The following is a 19,404-nucleotide window of genomic DNA, read 5'->3' as shown; positions in this document are numbered from 1 at the left end:
CGGGTCAGCGACCGTCCGTGCGGTGCACGTGGAAGTAGTCGAACTGCGCGGTCACCGCGGGTTCGGCCCCGCCGTGCGCGACCAGGCCGATCCGTGGGGTGGTGTCGGCGGGGAAGGTCCAGACGGCACCCCAGGTCCAGGTCCGCCCGTCCCGGCTGGAGCCGGCCCGGAACTCGTGCTCGCCGTTCGCCGGGTCGACCCGGTGGGCCAGCCGTAGCCAGGTGGTGGTGGCCGGGGTGCCCACGATGCTGCCGCCGTAGACCGGCTGGCCGGCGAAGGGCAGCTCGTAGCCGTACTCCACCTGGCGGGTGTTCCAGATGGCGACCTGGGCCAGCCGGGCGAACCGGTCGTCGTCGACGTACGCGACCAGGCCGGCCTGCTGGTAGTTGCGGACCGTCTCCTCGCCCAGGTCCAGCGTCACCCTGGTCTCCACCACGTAGTCCCCGGCCGGGGCGTCGCGCAGCAGCACCCCGGCGGTGTTGCCGGCGCCGGTGAGGTCCGCGCCCTGCACCGGCCAGCGCAGCGCCCCGCCGGAGACTCCGGCGGCCGGGTCGCGGCGGACCCACCGCCACGCCGGGTCGAGGCCGTCGGCGAAGTCGTCCGACCAGGTCGGCAGCAGGTCACCGACGCGCGGCGTGGCCACCGCACGGCGGGCCGGCCGGTACAGCGGGGCGACGCTGACGTTGTCGAACTCGGCGTCCCCGCCGGTCGCGACGAGGGTGAGCCGGCCGACCGAAGGCCGGTCCAGGCGCAGCGACACCACGGCGAGCTGGTCGCCGAGGCGGGCCGGGCTCAGTTCGGCGACGAGCTGCCGGCCGCGTACCTCGACGGCCAGGTGGTGCCGGTCGGCCGCGGCGAAGCCGGTGGGCAGCGGCGCGCTCGCCGTGCGGCCGTCGGGCCCGGTGGCGACGAGACGGCCGGCGGCGGCGTCCACCCGCACGTCGACCCGGTCGACGCGCAGTCCGGCCGCCGTCGCGCCGGCGAGTCGCAGATGGGTCTCGGCGCGCAGGTCGCCGCCGGTGACCGTACGGCCGGTGAGCGCGCCGACGCCGGTGAGCCGTCCGTCGGTCACCCGCCACGTGCCCGCCTCGGGCCGCCAACCGGCCAGGTCGGCGGAGTCGAAGCGCGCGTCGAGCCGGCCCCGGGTCACCGGTGCGCGGCGGTCGCCCTCGGACGGACCGGCCCCGGCGTCGACGGTCGGCCAGCCGTCGATCCAGTCCAGCCGGTCCATCAGCATCGGCCGCTCGTTGACGCCGAACGGCTCGTCCAGGTACGGGTCGGACCGGTCGATGGCGTGGTAGACGATCCAGTCCTGCCCGGACAGATCGGTGAGGAAGCCGTTGTGCCCGGCGCCGATCCACCGGTTGCCGTTCTGGGTGAGCACCGGCGTGCCGCCGGCCCGGGAGGCGGTCAGCGGGGTGCCCGTCCGGTCCACGAAGGGGCCGCGCGGGGCACGGGAGCGCCCCACCTGCACCGAGTAGCCGGTCGCCGGGCCGGCGCAGCAGTTGGCGGTGGAGGCGAACAGGTAGTACCAGCCGTCGTGGCGCAGCACGTAGGCGCCCTCGAACTTGTTGTCGATGGCGACCAGGGTCGGCTCGCCGACGGCGCGCAGCCCGTCGGCGGAGAGTTCGGTGACCGAGATGCCGCCGTAGTAGCTGCCGTGGTACAGGTAGCTCCGTCCGTCGACGTCGGTGAACCCGCTCGGGTCGATGGTCCAGAGCCACCCGCCCCCGCCGCCGGGGCGGGGCGCCACCACGGGCTGGTCGGCGAAGGTCCACGGGCCGGCCGGGGTGGGCGCGGTGGCCGCGCCGATGGCGAAGTCCCCGCCCTCGGCGGAGACGGTGGTGTCGGTGACGGTCACGTACATGACCCAGCGGTCGCCGATCCGGCGCACGTCGGGCGCCCAGAAGGCGGCGCCGGGCACGGCGTACGACGGGCGCTGCCCGGGGCCGAAGGCGTCGCCGAGGTAGGTCCAGTCGACCAGGTCGGCGGAGCGGGCGGTGGGCACCCGGTGGAACACCCGCTCGCCCTCGCGCAGCGGATCGGTGGTGCCGTAGGCGTACCAGAAGCCGTCGTCGCCCCGGACCACGACCGGGTCGGCGAAGGTGTCGGCGAAGCCGGCGGAGACCGGGTTGCGGTAGCCGGTGCCGGTGCCGGTGCCGGTGCCGGTGCCGGTGCCGGCCGTGGCCGGCGCGGACGCCGCCAGCAGCAGAGCCAGTACGGCGGCGAGCGCGCCGCCGCGGCGGAGGTGACCCATCAGACCTGCCTCGGGTGGGTGGCGGAAGGGGCGGTGGTGCGTCGTTCCGACCGTTTCTACAACGATGGATACAACGTTGTAAAGATGTCGTCCCGAGTTCGGCGCCCGCCGGAGCGTCGCCGTGGGACCATCGCCGGATGACCGCCGCCACCGACGGCCCCCGCCTCGCCGACCTCGCCACCCTGCTCGCCGACGCCACCCGGGCCACCATCTGCCTGGCGCTGCTCGACGGGCGGGCCTGGACGGCGGGGGAACTGGCCCGGACCGCCGGGGTGGCGCCGTCCACCGCCAGCGACCACCTCACCCGACTGGTCCGCGGCGGGCTGCTGGTCGAGCAGCGCCAGGGCCGGCACCGCTACCTCCGGCTGGCCGGCCCGGCGGTGGCCCAGCTGGTCGAGGACCTGGCCGGCCACGCGCCGCCGGCCCCCCCGACCGGCCCGGTCGCTGCGCGCGGCCACCGCCGACGCGGCGCTCGCCCACGCCCGGACCTGTTACGACCACCTCGCCGGCCGGCTCGGCGTCCGGCTGCGCGACGCGCTGCTGACCCGCGGGCTGCTCGACGCCACGCACGGCCTGGCGCTCACCCCGGACGGCCGGACCTGGCTGACCGACCTCGGCGTGCCGGTGGACCGGCCCGTCGGGCGCCGCCCGCTGCTGCGGGACTGCCTCGACTGGACCGAACGCCGCCCCCATCTCGGCGGCGCGCTCGGCGCGGCGCTCTGCCGGCGCTTCGCGGAGCTGGGCTGGACCGCGCCCGGCGTCGGCCGCAGCGTCCGGATCACCCCTGCCGGGGTGGCCGCCCTGAGGGACACGCTGGGGTTGAGCCCCGCCGAGCTGACCCCGCCGGTGCGGGACACCGGCGGTGGCCGCGCCTGACCCGGGCCCGCGCCGGCCCGGCCGATTCCGTCCGGCCCGGCCGATTCCGTCCGGCTCGGCCCCCGGGCCGTGCGGCGTGTCCCTGGCCCCGTCGTCCTCCCGGCCGACGACACTTCGGCGGGCGCCGAACGGAACTGGGCCTAGCGTGCGGCGGATGACCGTCTCCCCGCTCCGCGTCGCCGCCCCGCCCGACACCCCGCCGTGCGCGCCACCGGCCCCCGACGCCACCGGCGCCACCTGGACCGTGACCCGGCACGCCGACGTGCGGGCCGGGCTCGTCGATCCCGCCTTCGGGGTGCCGCAGGTCGAGCCCGGACCGCCGGGCACCCTCGGCTGGCTGCGCGCGACGGTCGCCCGGTTCAGCGGCCCCGAGCGGCACCCGCCCCGCCGGGCCGCCACCGTGACCGTGCTCGCCGACCTGGACCCGGACCTGCTGGCCCGCGAGGCCGCCCGGCTCACCGTCGCCGCACTCGACCGCCGCGCCGACCGGCCCGCCCGGGACGTACCGCTGCGGGTGCTGGCGGCCGGGCTCGGCCTGGCCGACCCGGCGGCGGCCGTGCCGGCGGTCGCCGTGGTGGCCGCCGCCTACCAACCGGGCGCGGACCCGACGGCCGTGCGGCGCGCGGACGACGCGGTGGCCGCCCTGGTGGCGAACTGCCCCGCCGGTCCGGAGGAGTCGACGGCGCACCGGATCGGCCTGCTGGTGCAGGCGTGCGACGCGACCGCCGGGCTGATCGATGCCGCCGCCCGCCGTGCCCGGTCCCTGCCGGCCACGGTGTCCACCCCGGACCTGCTGGGCGAGGTGCTCCGGCTCGACCCGCCGGTACGCGCCACCCGCCGGATCGCCACCACCGCCGCCGCGCTGGGCGGGCGGCCGATCCCGGCGGGCGCCGTGCTGCTGCTGCGCTTCGACGCGGCCAACCGCGACCCGGCCGTCTTCACCGACCCGGACCGGTTCACGCCCGGCCGCCCGAACCTCACCTTCGGCGTCGGTGCGCACGGCTGCCCCGGCGACCGGCACGCCCTCGCCCTGGCCGCCGCGGTGGTGGACGTGCTGCGCAGCCCGTACGCCGGGGCACCCGCGCGGCCCACCGGCACGAGGGAGGCGCGGCGATGACCGACCGGTACGCCGCGTTCCGGGCGCTGCACCGCCCCGGCCGGCCGCTGCTGCTGCCCAACGCCTGGGACCACGCCTCCGGGGCGGCCCTGGCGGCGGCCGGGCACCCGGCCGTCGGCACCACCAGCCTCGGCGTCGCCGCGTCCGCCGGCCGGCCCGACGGCACCGGGGCGACCGCCGCCGAGACGCTGCGCCTCGCCGCCCTGCTCGTCCGGCTGCCGGTGCTGGTCACGGTGGACGTGGAGGCGGGGTTCGGCGACGACCCGGACGCCGTCGCCCGGTACGTCGCCCGGCTGGCCGCGCTCGGCGTGGTCGGGATCAACCTGGAGGACGGCCGGCCCGACGGAAGCCTCGCCGACCCCGCGGCCGTGGCCGCCACGATCACGGCGGTCAAGGCCCGGACACCGGCGGTGTTCGTCAATGCCCGCACCGACACCTGGTGGCTCCGGACACCCGACCCGCTCGGGCAGGCCCTGCTGCGGGCCCGCGCCTACCGCCGGGCCGGGGCGGACGGCGTCTTCGTGCCCGGGGTGAGCGACCCGGACGCGGTCCGGACGCTCGCCGCGCGGGTCGACGCCCCGCTCAACGTCCTCGCCCAGCCGGGCGGACCCGACCTCGACACGCTCGGTCGGCTCGGGGTGGCCCGGGTCAGCACCGGGTCGCTGCTGTTCCGGGCGGCCCTGGCCGCCGTACGGGCCACCGTCGAGGCGGTGCGCGCCGGCACCGACCCCGGTCCCGGCATCCCGTCGTACGCCGATGTGCAGGAGATGACGGCGACTCGTCGCCCTTAGGAGTAGATGGGAAGATTGCTCGGGCTTTCGCAATTCCGGGTGCTTACGGTGTGTTTCAGGTTCAGCCGCACCGTGTCGTACCGGGAGAGGACCCTGACCATGCGTGTGCCCAGCCGAAGTTCCGGACACCAACCGTCCGTCGCCTCACCGGCCCCGGCGCGCCGGTCGCCCTCGCCGGCCCGGGCGGTCGCCCGGGTCATGCCGGACCTGGACGCCTACCGGCACGCGGTCACCGACCTGCTGGTCGAGGTCGGCGCGCTGGCCGACGCCGCCTCCACCGCCGCCCGCCAGGTCCTGCTCGACCAGCGGCTGCGGGAGCCCGCCATCGCGGCGGTGCTCGACGCCACCCCGCAGGGCCTCATCGGCGCGCGGGAGACCCTGCTGCTGGAGATGGCCCGCTACCAGCCCAACGAGCGCAGCTCGGCGGGGGACCTCACCGCGCTGGTGCGGATCTACCTGCTCTCCCGCATCGACGTGATGTGGTGGCGCGACGCGCCCACCTTCCTCACCGACGAGCAGGTGAACACCCACCCCGACATGGTCGACCTGGAATGGCTGCGCCGGCGGGGCCTGCTCGCCTTCCGCTACCAGGAACAGCCCGCCACCATCCTAGGGCGCGGCGTGCGGGCCGTGCGCCGGCGGCTGCGGCCCGACGCCACCCCGCGCACCGCCGGGGTGAAGTTCCGCCGGGCCCGCCGGGAGGTCATCGCGCTCCTCAACGACCTGGCGCGGGAGTTCGACCGGGCCACCCCGGCCGGCACCCCGCCGCTCTGGGTCACCAGCCTGGTCCGCAGCGCCGAGCACCAGTACCAGCTGCGCCGGCTCGGGTACGCCGCGATGGTGCCCAGCGGCCACTGCCTCGGCTGGGCCGTCGACGTGGAGATGAGCTGGTTCACCCGGTTCGGCGCCCGCGACGTCCTCGCCGAGATCCTGCTCGCCCGGCAGGCCGCCGGTGAGCTGAACGTGGTCGACGAGGGGCAGGCCTGGCACCTGTGCCTCGCGCCGGCCGCCCGGGCCCGGCTCCGGTCGGCGTACGAAGCCGAGATGGGGGCCTGAGTCGGATGTGCGGGATCGCGCTCAGCATCGGCCCCGAGGCCGACCCGGCCGTCTTCCGCCGGATGCTCGCCGTCCTCGCCCCGCGCGGCGAGGTCACCGAGACCCGGCAGGAGTCCGGGCTGCTCACCGGCGTACGGCGGCTGCGGGTGGTGGACCGGGACCGGGCCGTGCAGCCCTGGACCTCCGCCGACGGGCGGTACGTCCTCTGCTACAACGGCGAGGTCTTCAACCACCACGAGTTGCGCCGGGAGTTGACCGGCCTCGGCCACGACTTCCGCAGCGAGAGCGACACCGAGGTGGTGCTCGCCGCCTTCCTGCGCTGGGGTGAGGAGGCGGTGCACCGGCTGCGCGGGGAGTGGGCCTTCGCCGTCGTCGAGCGCGCCACCGGCCGGGTGTACCTGGCCCGGGACCCGCTCGGGGTCAAGCCGCTCTACTGGGCCCGTACGCCCGGCTGCCTGCACGTCGCCAGCGAGGTCAAGGCGTTGGTGGGGCAGCGCGCCCCGGTCGCCGAGGTGCCGCCCGGGCACCACGGCTGGGCCGACTCCGACGGCCGGGTCACGCTGCGGCCGTACCTCGACCTGCTCCGTCTCGGCGAGGGGCTGCCCCCGGTGGACGACCCGGACGAGGCCGCCCTGCTCGTCCGTGCCGCGCTCACCGACAGCATCCGGATGCGCGTCGACACCGACCTGACCGTCGGGGTGGTGCTCTCGGGCGGCCTGGACAGCTCGCTGGCCCTGCTGCACGTGCGCGAGATGCACCCGGACTGCGTGGCGGTGACGGTCGGGGTGCCGGACAGCCCGGACGTCGCCTACGCCCGGCGGCTCGCCGCCGACCTCGGCGTCGCGCACGAGGTGATCGAGCTGCGCCCGCGCGACATCCGGCTGGGCGAGATCCGGGAGGCGATCCGGATCTCCGAGCTGACCGAGTACGGCGACATCATCAACGCGGTGGTCTCCGTGCCGATCTTCCGGCGGCTGCGCGAGCTGGGGATCAAGGTGGTGCTGACCGGCGACGGCTCGGACGAGCTGTTCGGCGGCTACCCGATGTACCACGAGGTCGGCCCGGACCGGGCCCGCCGGCTCTTCCTCCACAAGATCCGCAACCTCGGGCGTACGGAGTTGCAGCGGGTCGACCGGACCAGCATGGACCACGGTGTCGAGGCGCGGGTGCCCTTCCTCGACCTGAGCGTGGTGGAGCTGGCGATGCGGCTGCCGCTGTCGCTGAAGATGCGGGACGGGCAGGAGAAGTGGATCGTGCGGCGGGCCTTCGCCGACGTGCTGCCGGACTACATCCGGCGGCGGCCGAAGAACCCGATGTCGTACTCGTCGGGGCTGCACGAGCGGGCCCGGCTCTACAAGCCCTTCTTCGCCCGGCTGCACCGCTCCTTCGGCTACGACCTGCTCGAACCGGTCCGCCGCGACTTCGACGCCGTGCTGACCCGGTGCGGCAACGACCTGGACCGGGCGATCGCCGACGGGCAGGCCCGGCCCGACTACACGGTGCTGGAGCACGCCCGGGACCTGGTCGGCGCGGCGAAGTGGAACGCGGCGCCGCTGGTGCGCCGACTCGTCGGCCCGCGCCCGACCCGGCGAACCCCGGTGCGCTGATCCGCCACGGATTCCGTCCGCCGGCGGTCGCCGGCACCGGGGTCGCCGGCACCAGGGCCGGCGGCGCCGGTCCCGCCCGGGCCGGGTCCGCCGTCGGGCTTGCGGGCGGGGTCCGGGCCGGCCGTGGGCGCCGACATGCCACCGCCGCACCGGGGTAGTAGCCATCGCATGGCGGCTGCGGACGTGCTGGTGGTGGGACAGATCGCGCGGGACCTCGTCCTGCTGGTGGACGAGGTCCCGGCGGCCTCCGGCACGGCGTCGGCGCGCCGCCGTCGGGAACTGCTCGGCGGCAAGGGCGCCAACCAGGCGGTCGGCCTGGCCCAGCTCGGCGTCGACGTGGGGCTGCTCGGCGTGGTCGGCGACGACGAGATCGCCGACCGGTTGCTGGCCCGGGCCCGGGCCGACGGCGTCGACGTGAGCGCCGTGGTGCGCCGGCCGGGCACCGCGACCGGCCTGATCGTCGACCTGGTGGACGCCGACGGGACGTGGCGCTACGTCGAGGACCTGCCCGCGCCGGTCCTGCTCACCGCCGCCGACGTGCGCGGCGCCGCCGACCGGCTGCGCGCCGCCCGGGGCGTGCTGGTGCAGTTGCAGCAGCCGTACGAGGCCGCCCTCGCCGCGGCCCGTTGCGCCCGCCAGGCGCAACGGCTGGTCGTCCTCGACGGCGCCCCGGACGACCGGAGCCACGCCGCCGAACTGCTGGTCCTCGCCGACGTGCTGCGCGCCGACGCGACCGAGACCGCGCTGCTGGCCGGCGCGCGACCGGAGAACGCCGCCGACGGTCGCCGGGCCGCCCGCGAGCTGCTCCGGCACGGCCCGACCCTGGTCGCGGTGGCGGTGGACGGGATCGGCAACGCCTTCGCCTGGCCCGACGGCGACCTCTTCCTCCCGCTCAGCGACACCCCGACGGTGGACACCACCGGCGCCGGGGACGCCTTCGTCGCCGCGCTCACCGCCGGCCTGCTGCGCGGGGAGCCCCTGGACCTCGTCGCCCGGCGCGCCGTCGCCGCTGCCGGGGCCACCGTGGGGCACCCGGGTGGGCGTCCGGAACTCTCCGAGGAGGCGATCGGGCGGCAGCTGGCGCTGATCCCGGCCTGAGCCGTCGACGCGTAGGCCCTGGCCGCCACGTCGACAAGGGACGGCGGCCTGCCGGAGCCGCCTGTGGCCAGGTGGCTCCGGCAGGCCGCCGGAGGGGAGCGTGTCGGTCAGCCGGCGGGCGGGAACGGGTCGTCCCGGTAGGTGTACTCGGTCTCGATCTTCCCGTCGGCGGTGTGCACCACCAGCTGGCTCGGCTCGTTGGCGTGGGCGATCCTGCGCCCCTGCTCGACCGCGCTGTGCTTGGTGTCGTACGAGCCGAGAGTCCTGTCGCCCTGCTCGACCTTCCAGCCGCCGCCGTTCGGCACCACGTGGTACTCGTTGCGCTTCATGAGCCGCCTTCCTCTCGTCGGTACGCCTCGCAGGTACCCTCGGCCGCAGACCGGAAAACGACGTGTGGTGGACAACGGTCGATCCCTGCCCTAGCTTGCGGGCATGCGCAGGACTCTCGCGGGCGCCGGACTGGCCCTGCTGATCGTCACCACGGGCTGCGCCGGATCGGGTGTGGAGACCCCACCCCGGCCGGTGGAGCCGACCGCCCCGGGCGCGGCGACGCCCACCGCCTCCCGGCAGGACGCCGACGAGGTCGCCCGGACCCTGGCCAGCCTGCGCCGGGTCGGCGACCTGCCGCTGTACGAGATGACCTACGTCGGCGGGTACGACGCGACGGTCGGCACCGACGCCCGGCCGGCGTCGGGCCCGTTCGGCTGTTCGCTCTTCGCCGCCGCCGGGGACGCGTCCCGGCCGCTGTTCGCCCGCAACTTCGACTGGGGGCCGCACCCGGCCATGGTGCTGCGCACCGACCCGCCGGACGGCTACGCGTCGGTGTCGATGGTGGACATGTCGTACCTCGGGGTGGGGCCGGATCCGACCGGGGACCGGCGGCTGCTCAACGCGCCGCTGCTGCCCTTCGACGGGATGAACGAGCGGGGGCTCGCGGTGGGGCTGGCCGCCGACGACCACGCCACCGCGAAGCCGGTGCCGGGTCGGCCGACCGTCGGCTCGGTGCGGATCCTGCGCCTGGTGCTGGACCGGGCGGCCACGGTGGACGAGGCGGTGGCCGTGTTCGAACGGCACAACCTGGACTTCGAGGGTGGGCCGCCGCTGCACTACCTGCTCGCCGACGCGGCCGGCCGGTCGGCGGTGGTGGAGTTCGTCGACGGCACGATGCGGGTGCAGCGTGGCGAGGGGCGCTGGCAGGCGCTGACCAACGTGCCGGTGATCGACGTGCCGGAGGCGAAGCGGCGGGCCGACCGGCGCTACGGGATCCTCGCCGCCGAGTTGGAGCGCTCCGGGGCGGTGGTGGACGCCCCGGCGGCGCTGCGCCTGCTCGACGCGGTGCGGCAGGGGCACACCCGCTGGTCGGTGACGTACGAGCTGCGCAGCGGTGAGGTGCGGGTGGTCCCGGTCAGCGGCGGCGAGCGCCGCTACCGGCTTCCGGTGCGCTGACCGGCGTACGCGCGAGGGCCCGGCCCCCGACGGGGACTGGGCCCTGGCGTGTCGCTCGCCCCTACCAGCTCAGGTAGCCGGCCTGGGTCTGCACGTTGAGCTCACGGAAGCGGACCAGGTTGGCCGTCCACGTCCGCCAGTCGTTCAGCTCCAGCACGTCCAGGCCCTTCTGGATGTCGCTGGAGTAGATGTGTCCGTTGTAGTAGTACGTCGACCAGGCGCCGCCGGTGCTGAGCTGGGTGTCCGACAGCGGGCCGCGCTCCCAGAACCCGATCTCCTTCGGCTTGGCCGAGTCGGTGAAGTCCCAGACCGAGACGCCGCCCTGGTACCAGGCCTGGACCATGATGTCGCGGCCGAACACGGGGACCAGCGAGCCGTTGTGCGCCACGCAGTTCTCGGTGTCGGCGTTGGTCCGGGGGATCTTGTAGTAGCTGCGGAACACCATCTGCCGGGCGTCGCCGCGGCCGGTGATGTCGTAGATCGCGTCCGCCCCGCGGTTCGGGCCGACGGTCTCGTTGCAGGTGGCCGCGCCGCCGCCGCCCAGCTCGTCGGTGAAGACGACCTTGGTGCCGGCGTTGTTGAACGTGGCCGAGTGCCAGAACGCGAAGTTCACCGTGTCGCGCACCCGGTTGATCACCCGGGGCGCCTCGCGGTCGCGGATGTCGAGCAGGACGCCGTCACCCATGCAGGCGCCGGCCGCGATGTCCTTCGCCGGGTAGGCGGTGATGTCGTGGCAGCCGCTGGTCGCCGACGCCTGACCCGGGATGCCCGCGTAGCCGCCGTCCGGGAAGAGGTTCGGGGTGGCCACCACGGCCGCCTCGGTGGGCTTCTTCACCGGCACCTTGACGATGGAGATCGAGTCGTGCGGCGGCTGGCAGTCCGGGAACTCGGCGCGCGGACTGTACGACGAGACGTACAGGTAGACCGTGCGGCGGTCCTTCGCCGGCACCAGGGTGTGGGTGTGCGAGCCGCAGGCGGTCTCGACGGACTTGACGTAGCGCGGGTTTGCCTTGTCGCTGATGTCGAAGACCTTGATGCCCTCCCAGGACTCCTTGACCGAGGCGGACTGGGCCACGCTGGCGCACGAGTCGTCGCTGCGGGAGGAATCGGTGGACAGGAAGAGCAGGTTGCCGTAGATGGAGATGTCGTTCTGCGAGCCGGGGCAGAGCACCTGCGACACGATCTTCGGTGCGGCGGGCCGGCCGATGTCGTAGATGACGAACCCGTTGTAGTTGCCGACGAACGCGTACCGGCCCTGGAAGGCCATGTCGGTGCCGAACGCGCCGGCGGTGTCGAACGGCGCCTGCTTGGGCAGGTTGGCGATCTGGCGCAGGTTGGGGCTGCTGGAGATCTCGTCGACGCCGAGCGCGCTGGTGGCGACCGGCTGCGTGGCGGTGGAGGCGACGGCCGCCTCCGCGTCGGGCGTCGCGGCCGCTTGCGCGGGAACGGTGGCCACGCCGGCGACCAGCAGGCCGGTGGCGACCATGCTGGCGATCTTCAGTTGCCGTCGTCCGGGGAGGGGAAATCTGATCATCGGCAGGGCCCTTCGAAAGGCAAGGATGATTGTGGACACCCTACCGTCCTGCGACGATCATCGATGTGATTTGGGTCACATGATTGCCCCGTTGTCAATGGATACGATCGCTGTCACCTCGACCGGAGGGGGAATGGCATGACCGCCCCACGTGGACGGACCCTGCTCGTCGTCACAGTCGCGGTCGTGGTGCTGGTGGCCCTGGCGCTCGCCCTGCGACCCACCGACCGCCCCGGCACGGTCACGGTCGGCGCGACCGGCCGGGCGACGCCCACCCCCGCGCCGACGGACGGCCCCTCGGTGATCGTGCCCGGCCGGCCGGGTGAGTCGGCCGTCGCCCGCCCCGCGCACGAGGTCCGCGACACCGCCGCGCCCCGTTACAACTCCCTCGACGTCTGGTTCGTGCGGATGATGATCCCGCACCACCAGCAGGCCCTGGAGATGGCGCAGCTCGCCCCCGACCGGGCCGGCAGCCCGCAGGTCAGAGCCCTCGCCGAGCGCATCCGCGGCGCGCAGGGGCCGGAGATCGGCATGATGCGCGGCTGGCTCAGCGCCCGTGGCCTGGCCGCCGACGTCCCGGGCCACGACCACGGCACCATGCGGGGCATGCAGTCGCCCGAGGCGATCCGGGCGCTGACCGACGCCCGGGGCGCCGAGTTCGACCGGCTCTTCGTACGGATGATGACCGACCACCACGACGGCGCGGTGCGGATGGCCACCGACCTGCTCACGGTCGGCGTCGACCAGCAGCTCAACGAGTTCGCCACCTCGGTGGCCACCGAGCAGGCGGTCGAGATCGCCCGCATGCGCGAACTGGTCTGAGCCGCCACCCGTCCCGTCGATGCGCCCGTCCGCCCCGGCGATCGGGCGCATCGACGCAGGTGGCGGCACGTACGCTGGGTGACCGTGAACCGTACGGTCCTCGGCCGCCCGCTGCGCTCCGTCGCCTTCGACGTGCTCGTCTCCGGCGTCGTGGCGCTCTTCGCCGTGGCCGGCGTGGTGGCGCAGCCGGGGGGCGCGTGGGCCACCCTGGTCGGCTGCGCCATGGCCGTCGTCCTGCTGGCGCGCCGGACGTACCCGTCCGCGGTGGCCGCGGTGGTGGCCGTGCTCGCCCTGGTCCAGGTGGTGGCCGGCTGGGGGCCGCTCGCCTTCGACATCGGCGTGCTGATCGCCCTCTACAGCGTGGTCAAGTACGCCGACCGGCTCCGCGACGGCGTGCTCGCCGGGGTCGTCGCGGGCGTCGGCGTGCTGCTGGCCGCCTCGCAGACGGTCAGCAACCTGGCCTGGTGGGTCACCGTGACGTACTTCGGGCTGGTCACCGGCGGGGTGTGGCTGGCCGCGCTGAACGTGCGCACCCGCCGGCTCTACGTGCTCACCCTGGAGGAGCGGGCCGCCACCCTGGAACGGGAGCGGGAGGCCGAGGCCCGCGCCGCGGTCGCCGGGGAGCGGGCCCGGATCGCCCGCGAGCTGCACGACGTGGTGGCGCACAGCATGGCGGTGATGATCGTCCAGGCCGACGGGGCCCGGTACCTGCTCGACCGCGACCCGCAGACCGCGAAGACGGCGGTCAAGGTGGTCGCCGACACCGGCCGGCAGGCGCTGGAGGAGATGCGCCGGCTGGTGGACGTCCTGCGGGAGCCGAGCCCGCCGCAGCCGGCGCCCGCGCCCGGCGCCGTCAGCGACCCGGCCGGCGGCGGGGTCGCCGAGCCGGAGCGCCGACGCCCCGCCGTCGCCGAGCTGCCCGCGCTGCTGGACCGCTTCCGCGACGCCGGCCTGCGGGTCCGGCACACCGTGCGGGGCGAACCGCCGGCCCTGCCCCCGGGGCTGGACCTCACCGTCTACCGGGTGGTGCAGGAGGCGCTGACCAACGCCCTCAAGCACGCCGGGGTGGGCGCGGACGTCACGGTCACCCTCGACCACGACCCGGACGCCGTCGTGGTCCGGGTCGTCGACGACGGGCGCGGCCGCCCGCCGGTCGCTCCCGCGCCGTCCGGCGGACACGGCCTGGTCGGCATGCGCGAGCGGGTCGGCGTGTACGACGGCAGCCTCACCGCCGGCCCCCGACCGGCCGGGGGCTGGCAGATCGAGGCGCGGCTGCCGCTACCGTCGACGCCCGGGACGGAGGTGATCGCGGCATGACGGTCCGGGTGGTGATCGTGGACGACCAGGCGCTGGTCCGCGCCGGGTTCCGGATGGTGCTGGACTCCCAGCCCGACCTGACGGTCGTCGGCGAGGCGATCGACGGCGCGGACGCGCTGCGGGTGCTCGCCCGTACCGAGGCCGACGTGGTGGTGATGGACGTCCGGATGCCGACCATGGACGGCGTCGAGGCGACCCGGCGGATCTGCCGGGACAACCCCGGCGGGCCCCGGGTGCTGGTGCTCACCACCTTCGACACCGAGGCCGACGCCTTCGCCGCGCTGCGGGCCGGGGCGAGCGGCTTCCTGCTCAAGAACGTGCCCCCGGAGGAACTGCTCGCCGCGATCCGGGTGGTCGCCGCCGGGGACTCGGTGGTCGCGCCGTCGATCACCCGCCGGCTGCTCGACCGGTTCGCCGACCGGCTCGGGCCGGGGCCCGCCGAGGACCCGCGGCTGGCCCAGCTCACCGAGCGGGAGCGGGAGGTGCTGCTGCTCGTCGCGCAGGGGCTGTCCAACGCCGAGATCGCCGCCCGGGTGCACGTGGCCGAGGCGACCGTGAAGACCCACGTCGGGCGGATCCTGGCCAAGCTGCGGCTGCGCGACCGGGTGCAGGCGGTGGTGCTGGCGTACGAGAGCGGACTGGTCACCCCGGGCGGCTGAGCGTACGACCTGGGTCGTACGGGACCGCCCGGACAGGGGCGACCCGGGGCGTACCGGCCTCGACCGCGCGGGTGGACGCCACCGCCGGCCGGGCTGCCTAGCGTCGGAGACGTACCCGGTCACCGACTGCACGCAGGAGCAACCCGCATGTCCCTCGCCCCACCACCGGTCCGTGCCGGCGTCGCGGTCGCCGCCCGCGGCCTGCGCAAGGAGTACGGCCACGCCGCCGCCCGCGTCGTCGCGCTCGACGACGTCGACGTCGACTTCGCCGCCGGCGCGTTCCACGCCGTCATGGGCCCGTCCGGCTCCGGCAAGTCGACCCTGATGCACTGCCTGGCCGGTCTGGACAGCCCCACCCGGGGCACGGTGCGCATCGGTGACACCGACACCGCCCGCCTCGACGACCGGCGGCTCACCCTGCTGCGGCGCGACCGGATCGGCTTCGTGTTCCAGCGGTTCAACCTGCTGCCGGCGCTGACCGCCGAGGAGAACATCGTGCTCCCGCTGGCCATCGCCGGCCGCCGGCCCGAGCCGGCCTGGCTGCGGCGGGTGGTCGCCGCCGTCGGGCTCGCCGACCGGCTGCGGCACCGGCCCGGTGAACTCTCCGGCGGCCAGCAGCAGCGGGTCGCGCTGGCCCGCGCCCTGGTCACCCGCCCGGAGGTGATCTTCGCCGACGAGCCGACCGGCAACCTCGACTCCCGCTCCGGCGCGGAGGTGCTGCGGCTGCTCCGTGAGGCCGTCGACACCCTCGGCCGGACCGTGGTCATGGTGACCCACGATCCGGTCGCCGCCGCGTACGCCGACCGGGTGGTCTTCCTGGTCGACGGCCGGCCGGTACGGGAACTCGCCGCGCCCACCGCCGAGCGGGTCCGGGACACCCTCGCCGGCCTGGCCTCCACGACCGCCTCGCGCGACGCCGGGACGGGGGCGGTGACGGCATGATCCGGACCACCCTGCGGTCGCTGCGCGCCGACGCCCTGCGGCTGCTGCTGTCCTCGCTGGCCATCGTGCTCGGCGTGGCCTTCGTCGCCGGCACCCTGATGGTCACCGACGGCATGGAATCCGGAGCGTACGCCCGCGCCGGCGCCTTCGACCGGCACACCGACGCCGGTGTCTACGCCGGCGAGCGGCCCCTCCCGCAGGCCCTGGTCGAGCGGGTGCGCGCGGTCGAGGGAGTGGCCGCCGCCGAGGGCGAGCTGACCGGCTCGGCCGGTCTGGTCGGCGCCGACGGGCGGCCGGTGCTCGGCTACGCCGTGCTCGCCGCGATCCCCACCGACCCGGCCCTGCGCTCGTACGACGTGACCGCCGGCCGGCTGCCGGAGCGTCCCGGCGAGGTCGTCCTCGACGCCCCGACCGCCGAGGAGGAGGGCTTCGCCCTCGGCGCCCCGGTGCGCGTCGGCGGGGTGAGCGGGGCGGCCCGGCCGTACACCCTGGTCGGCACGGTGGACGTGGCGGGCACCTCCCGCGACGTGGGCGGACCCTTCATCGGACTGGTCGGCGCCGACGCCCTCGCGGTGACCGGTGAGCCGGGCTACGGCCGGATCATGGTGGCCGCCGCCCCCGGCATCTCCCGGGAGGCACTGGCCGCCCGGCTGACCGAGGTGGCCGGGCCGGGCCAGACGGTGCGGACCCGGCAGCAGATCCTCGACGCGGCGGTCGACGACGCGGTGCGCGACCTGGAGCAGTTCGGTCTGGTCCTGCTGACCTTCGCCGGGGTCGCCGTGGTGGTGGCCGGCTTCGTCATCGCCAACACCTTCGCCATCGTGCTCGCCCAGCGGACCCGCCGTACCGCCCTGCTGCGGCTGGTCGGGGCGACGCGGGGGCAGGTCTTCCGGGCGGCGCTGCTGGAGGCGGCGCTGCTGGGGCTGGTCGCCTCCGTGCTCGGCGTGCTGGCCGGCGCGGGACTGGCCGCCGGCCTGGCGGCCACGCTGCCCGCGCTGGGCGTGCCGGTGCCGGCCGCGCCGGCCCTGTCCGGGTCGACCGTGTTGCTCTGCCTGCTGCTGGGCACCGGCATCACGGTGGCGGCCGCGTTCCTGCCGGCGTGGCAGGGCACCCGGGTGGCGCCGGTGGCCGCGCTGACCGACTCGTCGGTGCAGGTGACCCGGGGGGCGGGCCGGACCCGCCTCGCGATCGGCGCGGTGGTCCTCGCCGCCGGGATCGCGGCGCTTGCGTTCGCCGCCACGGTCGGCCAGATCGTGCTGGTCGCCGTCGGTGGGGTGCTGAGCTTCTTCGGCATCGTGCTCTTCGGGCCGGTGCTGGTGCCCGCCCTGGTCCGGTTCTTCGGTGTGCCGGCGCGGCGGGTGCTCGGCGCCACCGCGGCCCTGGCGGTGGCGAACGCCGTGCGCAGTCCCCGCCGGGTCTCCGCCACCGCCACCGCCCTGGTCATCGGCATCGGGCTGGTCTCGGCGTTCGTGGTCGGGGCGGGCAGCGTCAAGGTGGGCATCGAGCGCAGCGTGGACGCGCAGATCGGGGTGGACTTCCTGGTCACCGGCGTCGGCGGGGACCTGCCGGCCACCCTCGCCGACGAGTTGGCCGACCGCCCCGAGCTGGGCGTGGTGCACGAGCACCGCAGCCGGGTCGTCGACGGCATGGAGATCCGCTCCGTCCACCCGGAGCTGGTCGGTCGCGGCCTGTCCGGTGTGGTCGCCGGGGACGTCGACGACCTGCGGGCCGGCACGGTGCTGGCGCACCGCGAGCTGGCCGAGGCCCGGGGCTGGTCGGTCGGCTCACCGGTCGTCCTGGGCGGGCGGACGTTCCGGGTGGCCGCGGTGGTCACCGCCGACGAGCCGGCCCCGGCCGCGGCGCGGGTGCCGGCGGGTCACCTGGTGGACGTCGTCGGCGCCGACTTCGCCGCCCTCTTCCCGGCCGTACGCGGGCACCTGGCCGAGGTCGACCCGGCGGACGGGGTGAGCGCCGAGCGGGCCCGGGCGGCCGTCGAGACGGTCGTCGCCCGCTACCCGACGGTCAACCTGTTGGACCAGGCCGCCTACAAGAAGATGCTCACCGGCACGGTGGACATGCTGCTGGCCTTCGTCACCGCCCTGCTCGGCCTGGCCGTGGTGATCGCGCTGGTCGGTGTCGCGAACACGCTCAGCCTCTCGGTCGTCGAACGGACCCGGGAGCACGCGGTGCTGCGCGCCGTCGGGCTCACCCGGGCCCGGATGCGGGCGATGCTGGCGGTGGAGGCGGTGCTGACGGCGCTGGTCGGGGCGGTGCTCGGGGTGGCGTTGGGCATCGGGGTCAGCGCCGGGGCGATGGCCTTCGTGGCGAAGATCGGCGGCGACTTCACCCTGGTGCTGCCCTGGGGGCGGCTCGCGGCGATCCTCGCCGTGGCGGTGCTCGCCGCGCTGGCCGCCTCGGTGCTGCCGGCCCGCCGCGCGCTGGCCCGGCCGGTCGTGGCGGCGCTCGGCGCGGAGTGAGCGGGTACGCCGGGTCGGTGTCGTCGCGCCGACCCGGCGCGCGGCGGCGGGCCCGGTCGGTCGCGCGGGCGCGGCCGGGTCAGAGCCGCTCCACCACCGGCCCGCGGCACCGGTCGCGACTGTCGAAGACGTACCGGGCGTGCCGGGTGACCAGGTCGTAGTCGAAGCAGTCGTGGTCGGTGACCACCACCACCGCGTCCGCCTCGGTGACCTCCCGCTCGGTCAGGTCGACCACCACCACCCCGGCCGGGAGCTGCTCCGGCTGGGCGTACGGCTCGACCGCGCGGACCTCGGCGCCGAGCGCCCGCAGGTGCCGTACGACGTCGACGGCGGGGGAGTCGCGCATGTCCCCGGTGTTCCGCTTGTACGCCAGGCCGAGCAGCAGCAGCCGGGCCCCGTTGATCGGGCGGCCCAGCCGGTTCAGCCCGGTCATCACCCGGTGGGCGACGTGCTCGGGCATCTGGTGGTTGACGTCGTCGGCCAGCTCGATGAACCGGAACCGCCGGCCCAGGGTGCGCTTGACCTGCCAGGACAGGTAGCAGGGGTCGATCGGCAGGCAGTGCCCGCCGACGCCGGGGCCGGGGCGGAACGACATGAACCCGAACGGCTTCGAGTCGGCGGCGTCGATCGCCTGCCACACGTCGATGCCGAGGTGGTGCGAGACCACCGCGAGTTCGTTGATCAACGCGATGTTGACCTGGCGGAAGGTGTTCTCGATCAGCTTGGTCAGCTCGGCCACCCGGGTCGAGTCGACCGGGACGGTGCGCTGCACCAGGCGGCGGTAGAAGTCGTCCACCCGGTGCAGCGCCTGCTCGTCGACGCCGGAGACCACCTTCGGGGTGTTCTCCAGCCGCCAGGTGGGGTTGCCGGGGTCGATCCGCTCGGGGCTGTAGCCGAGGTGGAAGTCGCCGGGGCTGCGCAGGCCGCTCGCCGACTCCAGCAGCGGGCGCAGCAGCTCCTCGGTGGTCCCCGGGTACGTGGTGGACTCCAGCACCACGGTGCAGCCGGGCCGCACGTACGGGCCGATGCTGCGTCCGGCGTGCTCGACGTAGCTCAGGTCCGGGGCGCCGTCGCGCAGCGGCGTGGGGACGGTGATGACGCAGACGTCGAAGTCCCGGGCGTCGGCGTAGTCGGTGCTCGGCCGGTACCGACCGCCGGCCAACGCCCGCCCGAGCCGCTCGTCCGGGATGTCCTCGACGAACGACTCACCGGCGGCGAGCCGCTTGACCCGGTCGGCGTCGACGTCGAGACCGACCACGTCCATGCCCGTCTCGACGGCACGCATGGCGAGCGGCAGTCCGACGTACCCCTGACCGATGACGACGAGTTTCTCAGTGCGCACGCTGGCTCCTGCGGCAGATGACTTCCTTCTGCCGCAGCCTAGACGCGTTATGGGGTCGAAAGT

At 75.4% G+C, this 19,404-nt stretch carries 16 protein-coding genes and 1 pseudogene; 13 read left to right on the top strand and 4 right to left on the bottom strand.

What is annotated here, in order from left to right:
* Window positions 1–4 precede the first annotated feature (4 nt).
* Window positions 5–2,257: a family 43 glycosylhydrolase gene (locus GA0070614_RS04365; protein ID WP_088974751.1), complete on the bottom strand. Its 2,253-nt coding sequence runs from the start codon at window positions 2,255–2,257 to the stop codon at window positions 5–7.
* 137 nt (window positions 2,258–2,394) lie between these two features.
* Here GA0070614_RS04365 and GA0070614_RS31625 point away from each other — a divergent pair.
* The 7 genes and pseudogenes from GA0070614_RS31625 to GA0070614_RS04335 all read left to right on the top strand — a co-directional run.
* Window positions 2,395–2,532 (top strand): annotated as a pseudogene (locus GA0070614_RS31625) (transcriptional regulator); the annotation flags it as partial.
* A 349-nt stretch (window positions 2,533–2,881) separates the two neighbouring features.
* On the top strand, window positions 2,882–3,133 hold the full coding sequence (locus tag GA0070614_RS31620) for a hypothetical protein (RefSeq protein WP_231933801.1): 252 nt from the start codon (window positions 2,882–2,884) through the stop codon (window positions 3,131–3,133).
* A 154-nt stretch (window positions 3,134–3,287) separates the two neighbouring features.
* Window positions 3,288–4,250, top strand: coding sequence for a cytochrome P450 (locus GA0070614_RS04355; RefSeq protein WP_088979202.1), 963 nt, complete (start codon window positions 3,288–3,290; stop codon window positions 4,248–4,250).
* Window positions 4,247–5,041: an isocitrate lyase/PEP mutase family protein gene (locus GA0070614_RS04350; RefSeq protein ID WP_088974750.1), complete on the top strand. Its 795-nt coding sequence runs from the start codon at window positions 4,247–4,249 to the stop codon at window positions 5,039–5,041. The genes GA0070614_RS04355 and GA0070614_RS04350 overlap by 4 nt, the downstream gene beginning before the upstream one ends.
* Before the next feature lie 99 nt (window positions 5,042–5,140).
* Window positions 5,141–6,097, top strand: coding sequence for a DUF5715 family protein (locus GA0070614_RS04345; protein WP_088974749.1), 957 nt, complete (start codon window positions 5,141–5,143; stop codon window positions 6,095–6,097).
* Between the two features lie 5 nt (window positions 6,098–6,102).
* Window positions 6,103–7,704: an asparagine synthetase B family protein gene (locus GA0070614_RS04340; protein WP_088974748.1), complete on the top strand. Its 1,602-nt coding sequence runs from the start codon at window positions 6,103–6,105 to the stop codon at window positions 7,702–7,704.
* Window positions 7,705–7,872: 168 nt separating this feature from the next.
* Window positions 7,873–8,802, top strand: a complete 930-nt coding sequence (locus tag GA0070614_RS04335; protein WP_088974747.1) for a PfkB family carbohydrate kinase — start codon at window positions 7,873–7,875, stop codon at window positions 8,800–8,802.
* Window positions 8,803–8,909: 107 nt separating this feature from the next.
* On the opposite strand, the gene GA0070614_RS04330 is transcribed toward GA0070614_RS04335, so the two are convergent.
* Window positions 8,910–9,131, bottom strand: a complete 222-nt coding sequence (locus tag GA0070614_RS04330; RefSeq protein WP_088974746.1) for a DUF2188 domain-containing protein — start codon at window positions 9,129–9,131, stop codon at window positions 8,910–8,912.
* Between the two features lie 103 nt (window positions 9,132–9,234).
* On the opposite strand from GA0070614_RS04330, the gene GA0070614_RS04325 reads away from it, so the two are divergent.
* Entirely contained in the window at window positions 9,235–10,248 is a 1,014-nt protein-coding gene (locus GA0070614_RS04325) for a carcinine hydrolase/isopenicillin-N N-acyltransferase family protein (RefSeq protein ID WP_088974745.1), read from the top strand.
* A gap of 61 nt (window positions 10,249–10,309) precedes the next feature.
* On the opposite strand, the gene GA0070614_RS04320 is transcribed toward GA0070614_RS04325, so the two are convergent.
* Window positions 10,310–11,782 carry an LVIVD repeat-containing protein gene (locus GA0070614_RS04320; RefSeq protein WP_408630732.1) on the bottom strand — a complete coding sequence of 491 codons (1,473 nt, stop codon included), beginning with the start codon at window positions 11,780–11,782 and terminating at the stop codon, window positions 10,310–10,312.
* A 138-nt stretch (window positions 11,783–11,920) separates the two neighbouring features.
* On the opposite strand from GA0070614_RS04320, the gene GA0070614_RS04315 reads away from it, so the two are divergent.
* The 5 genes from GA0070614_RS04315 to GA0070614_RS04295 all read left to right on the top strand — a co-directional run bounded on the left by GA0070614_RS04315 (window position 11,921) and on the right by GA0070614_RS04295 (window position 17,999).
* On the top strand, window positions 11,921–12,604 hold the full coding sequence (locus GA0070614_RS04315) for a DUF305 domain-containing protein (protein ID WP_088974743.1): 684 nt from the start codon (window positions 11,921–11,923) through the stop codon (window positions 12,602–12,604).
* A 78-nt stretch (window positions 12,605–12,682) separates the two neighbouring features.
* Entirely contained in the window at window positions 12,683–13,921 is a 1,239-nt protein-coding gene (locus tag GA0070614_RS04310) for a sensor histidine kinase (protein WP_088974742.1), read from the top strand.
* Window positions 13,918–14,580 (top strand): response regulator, encoded by a 663-nt coding sequence (locus GA0070614_RS04305; protein ID WP_088974741.1) that lies wholly within the window; start codon window positions 13,918–13,920, stop codon window positions 14,578–14,580. The genes GA0070614_RS04310 and GA0070614_RS04305 overlap by 4 nt, the downstream gene beginning before the upstream one ends.
* 147 nt (window positions 14,581–14,727) lie before the next feature.
* Window positions 14,728–15,522, top strand: coding sequence for an ABC transporter ATP-binding protein (locus tag GA0070614_RS04300; protein ID WP_088974740.1), 795 nt, complete (start codon window positions 14,728–14,730; stop codon window positions 15,520–15,522).
* Window positions 15,519–17,999 (top strand): ABC transporter permease, encoded by a 2,481-nt coding sequence (locus GA0070614_RS04295; RefSeq protein ID WP_088974739.1) that lies wholly within the window; start codon window positions 15,519–15,521, stop codon window positions 17,997–17,999. Before GA0070614_RS04300 ends, GA0070614_RS04295 begins: the two co-directional genes overlap by 4 nt.
* A gap of 79 nt (window positions 18,000–18,078) precedes the next feature.
* Here GA0070614_RS04295 and GA0070614_RS04290 read toward each other — a convergent pair whose 3' ends face one another.
* The gene (locus GA0070614_RS04290; RefSeq protein ID WP_088974738.1) at window positions 18,079–19,341 is read right to left on the bottom strand and encodes a nucleotide sugar dehydrogenase; all 1,263 of its coding nucleotides are present in this window, start codon (window positions 19,339–19,341) and stop codon (window positions 18,079–18,081) included.
* Window positions 19,342–19,404: the final 63 nt, after the last annotated feature.

The organism is Micromonospora coxensis, from assembly GCF_900090295.1.
In the GTDB taxonomy this organism is placed as follows: domain Bacteria; phylum Actinomycetota; class Actinomycetes; order Mycobacteriales; family Micromonosporaceae; genus Micromonospora; species Micromonospora coxensis.
The sequence above is the reverse complement of the archived record's forward strand: the minus strand, read 5'-3'. Positions and strand labels throughout refer to the sequence as shown.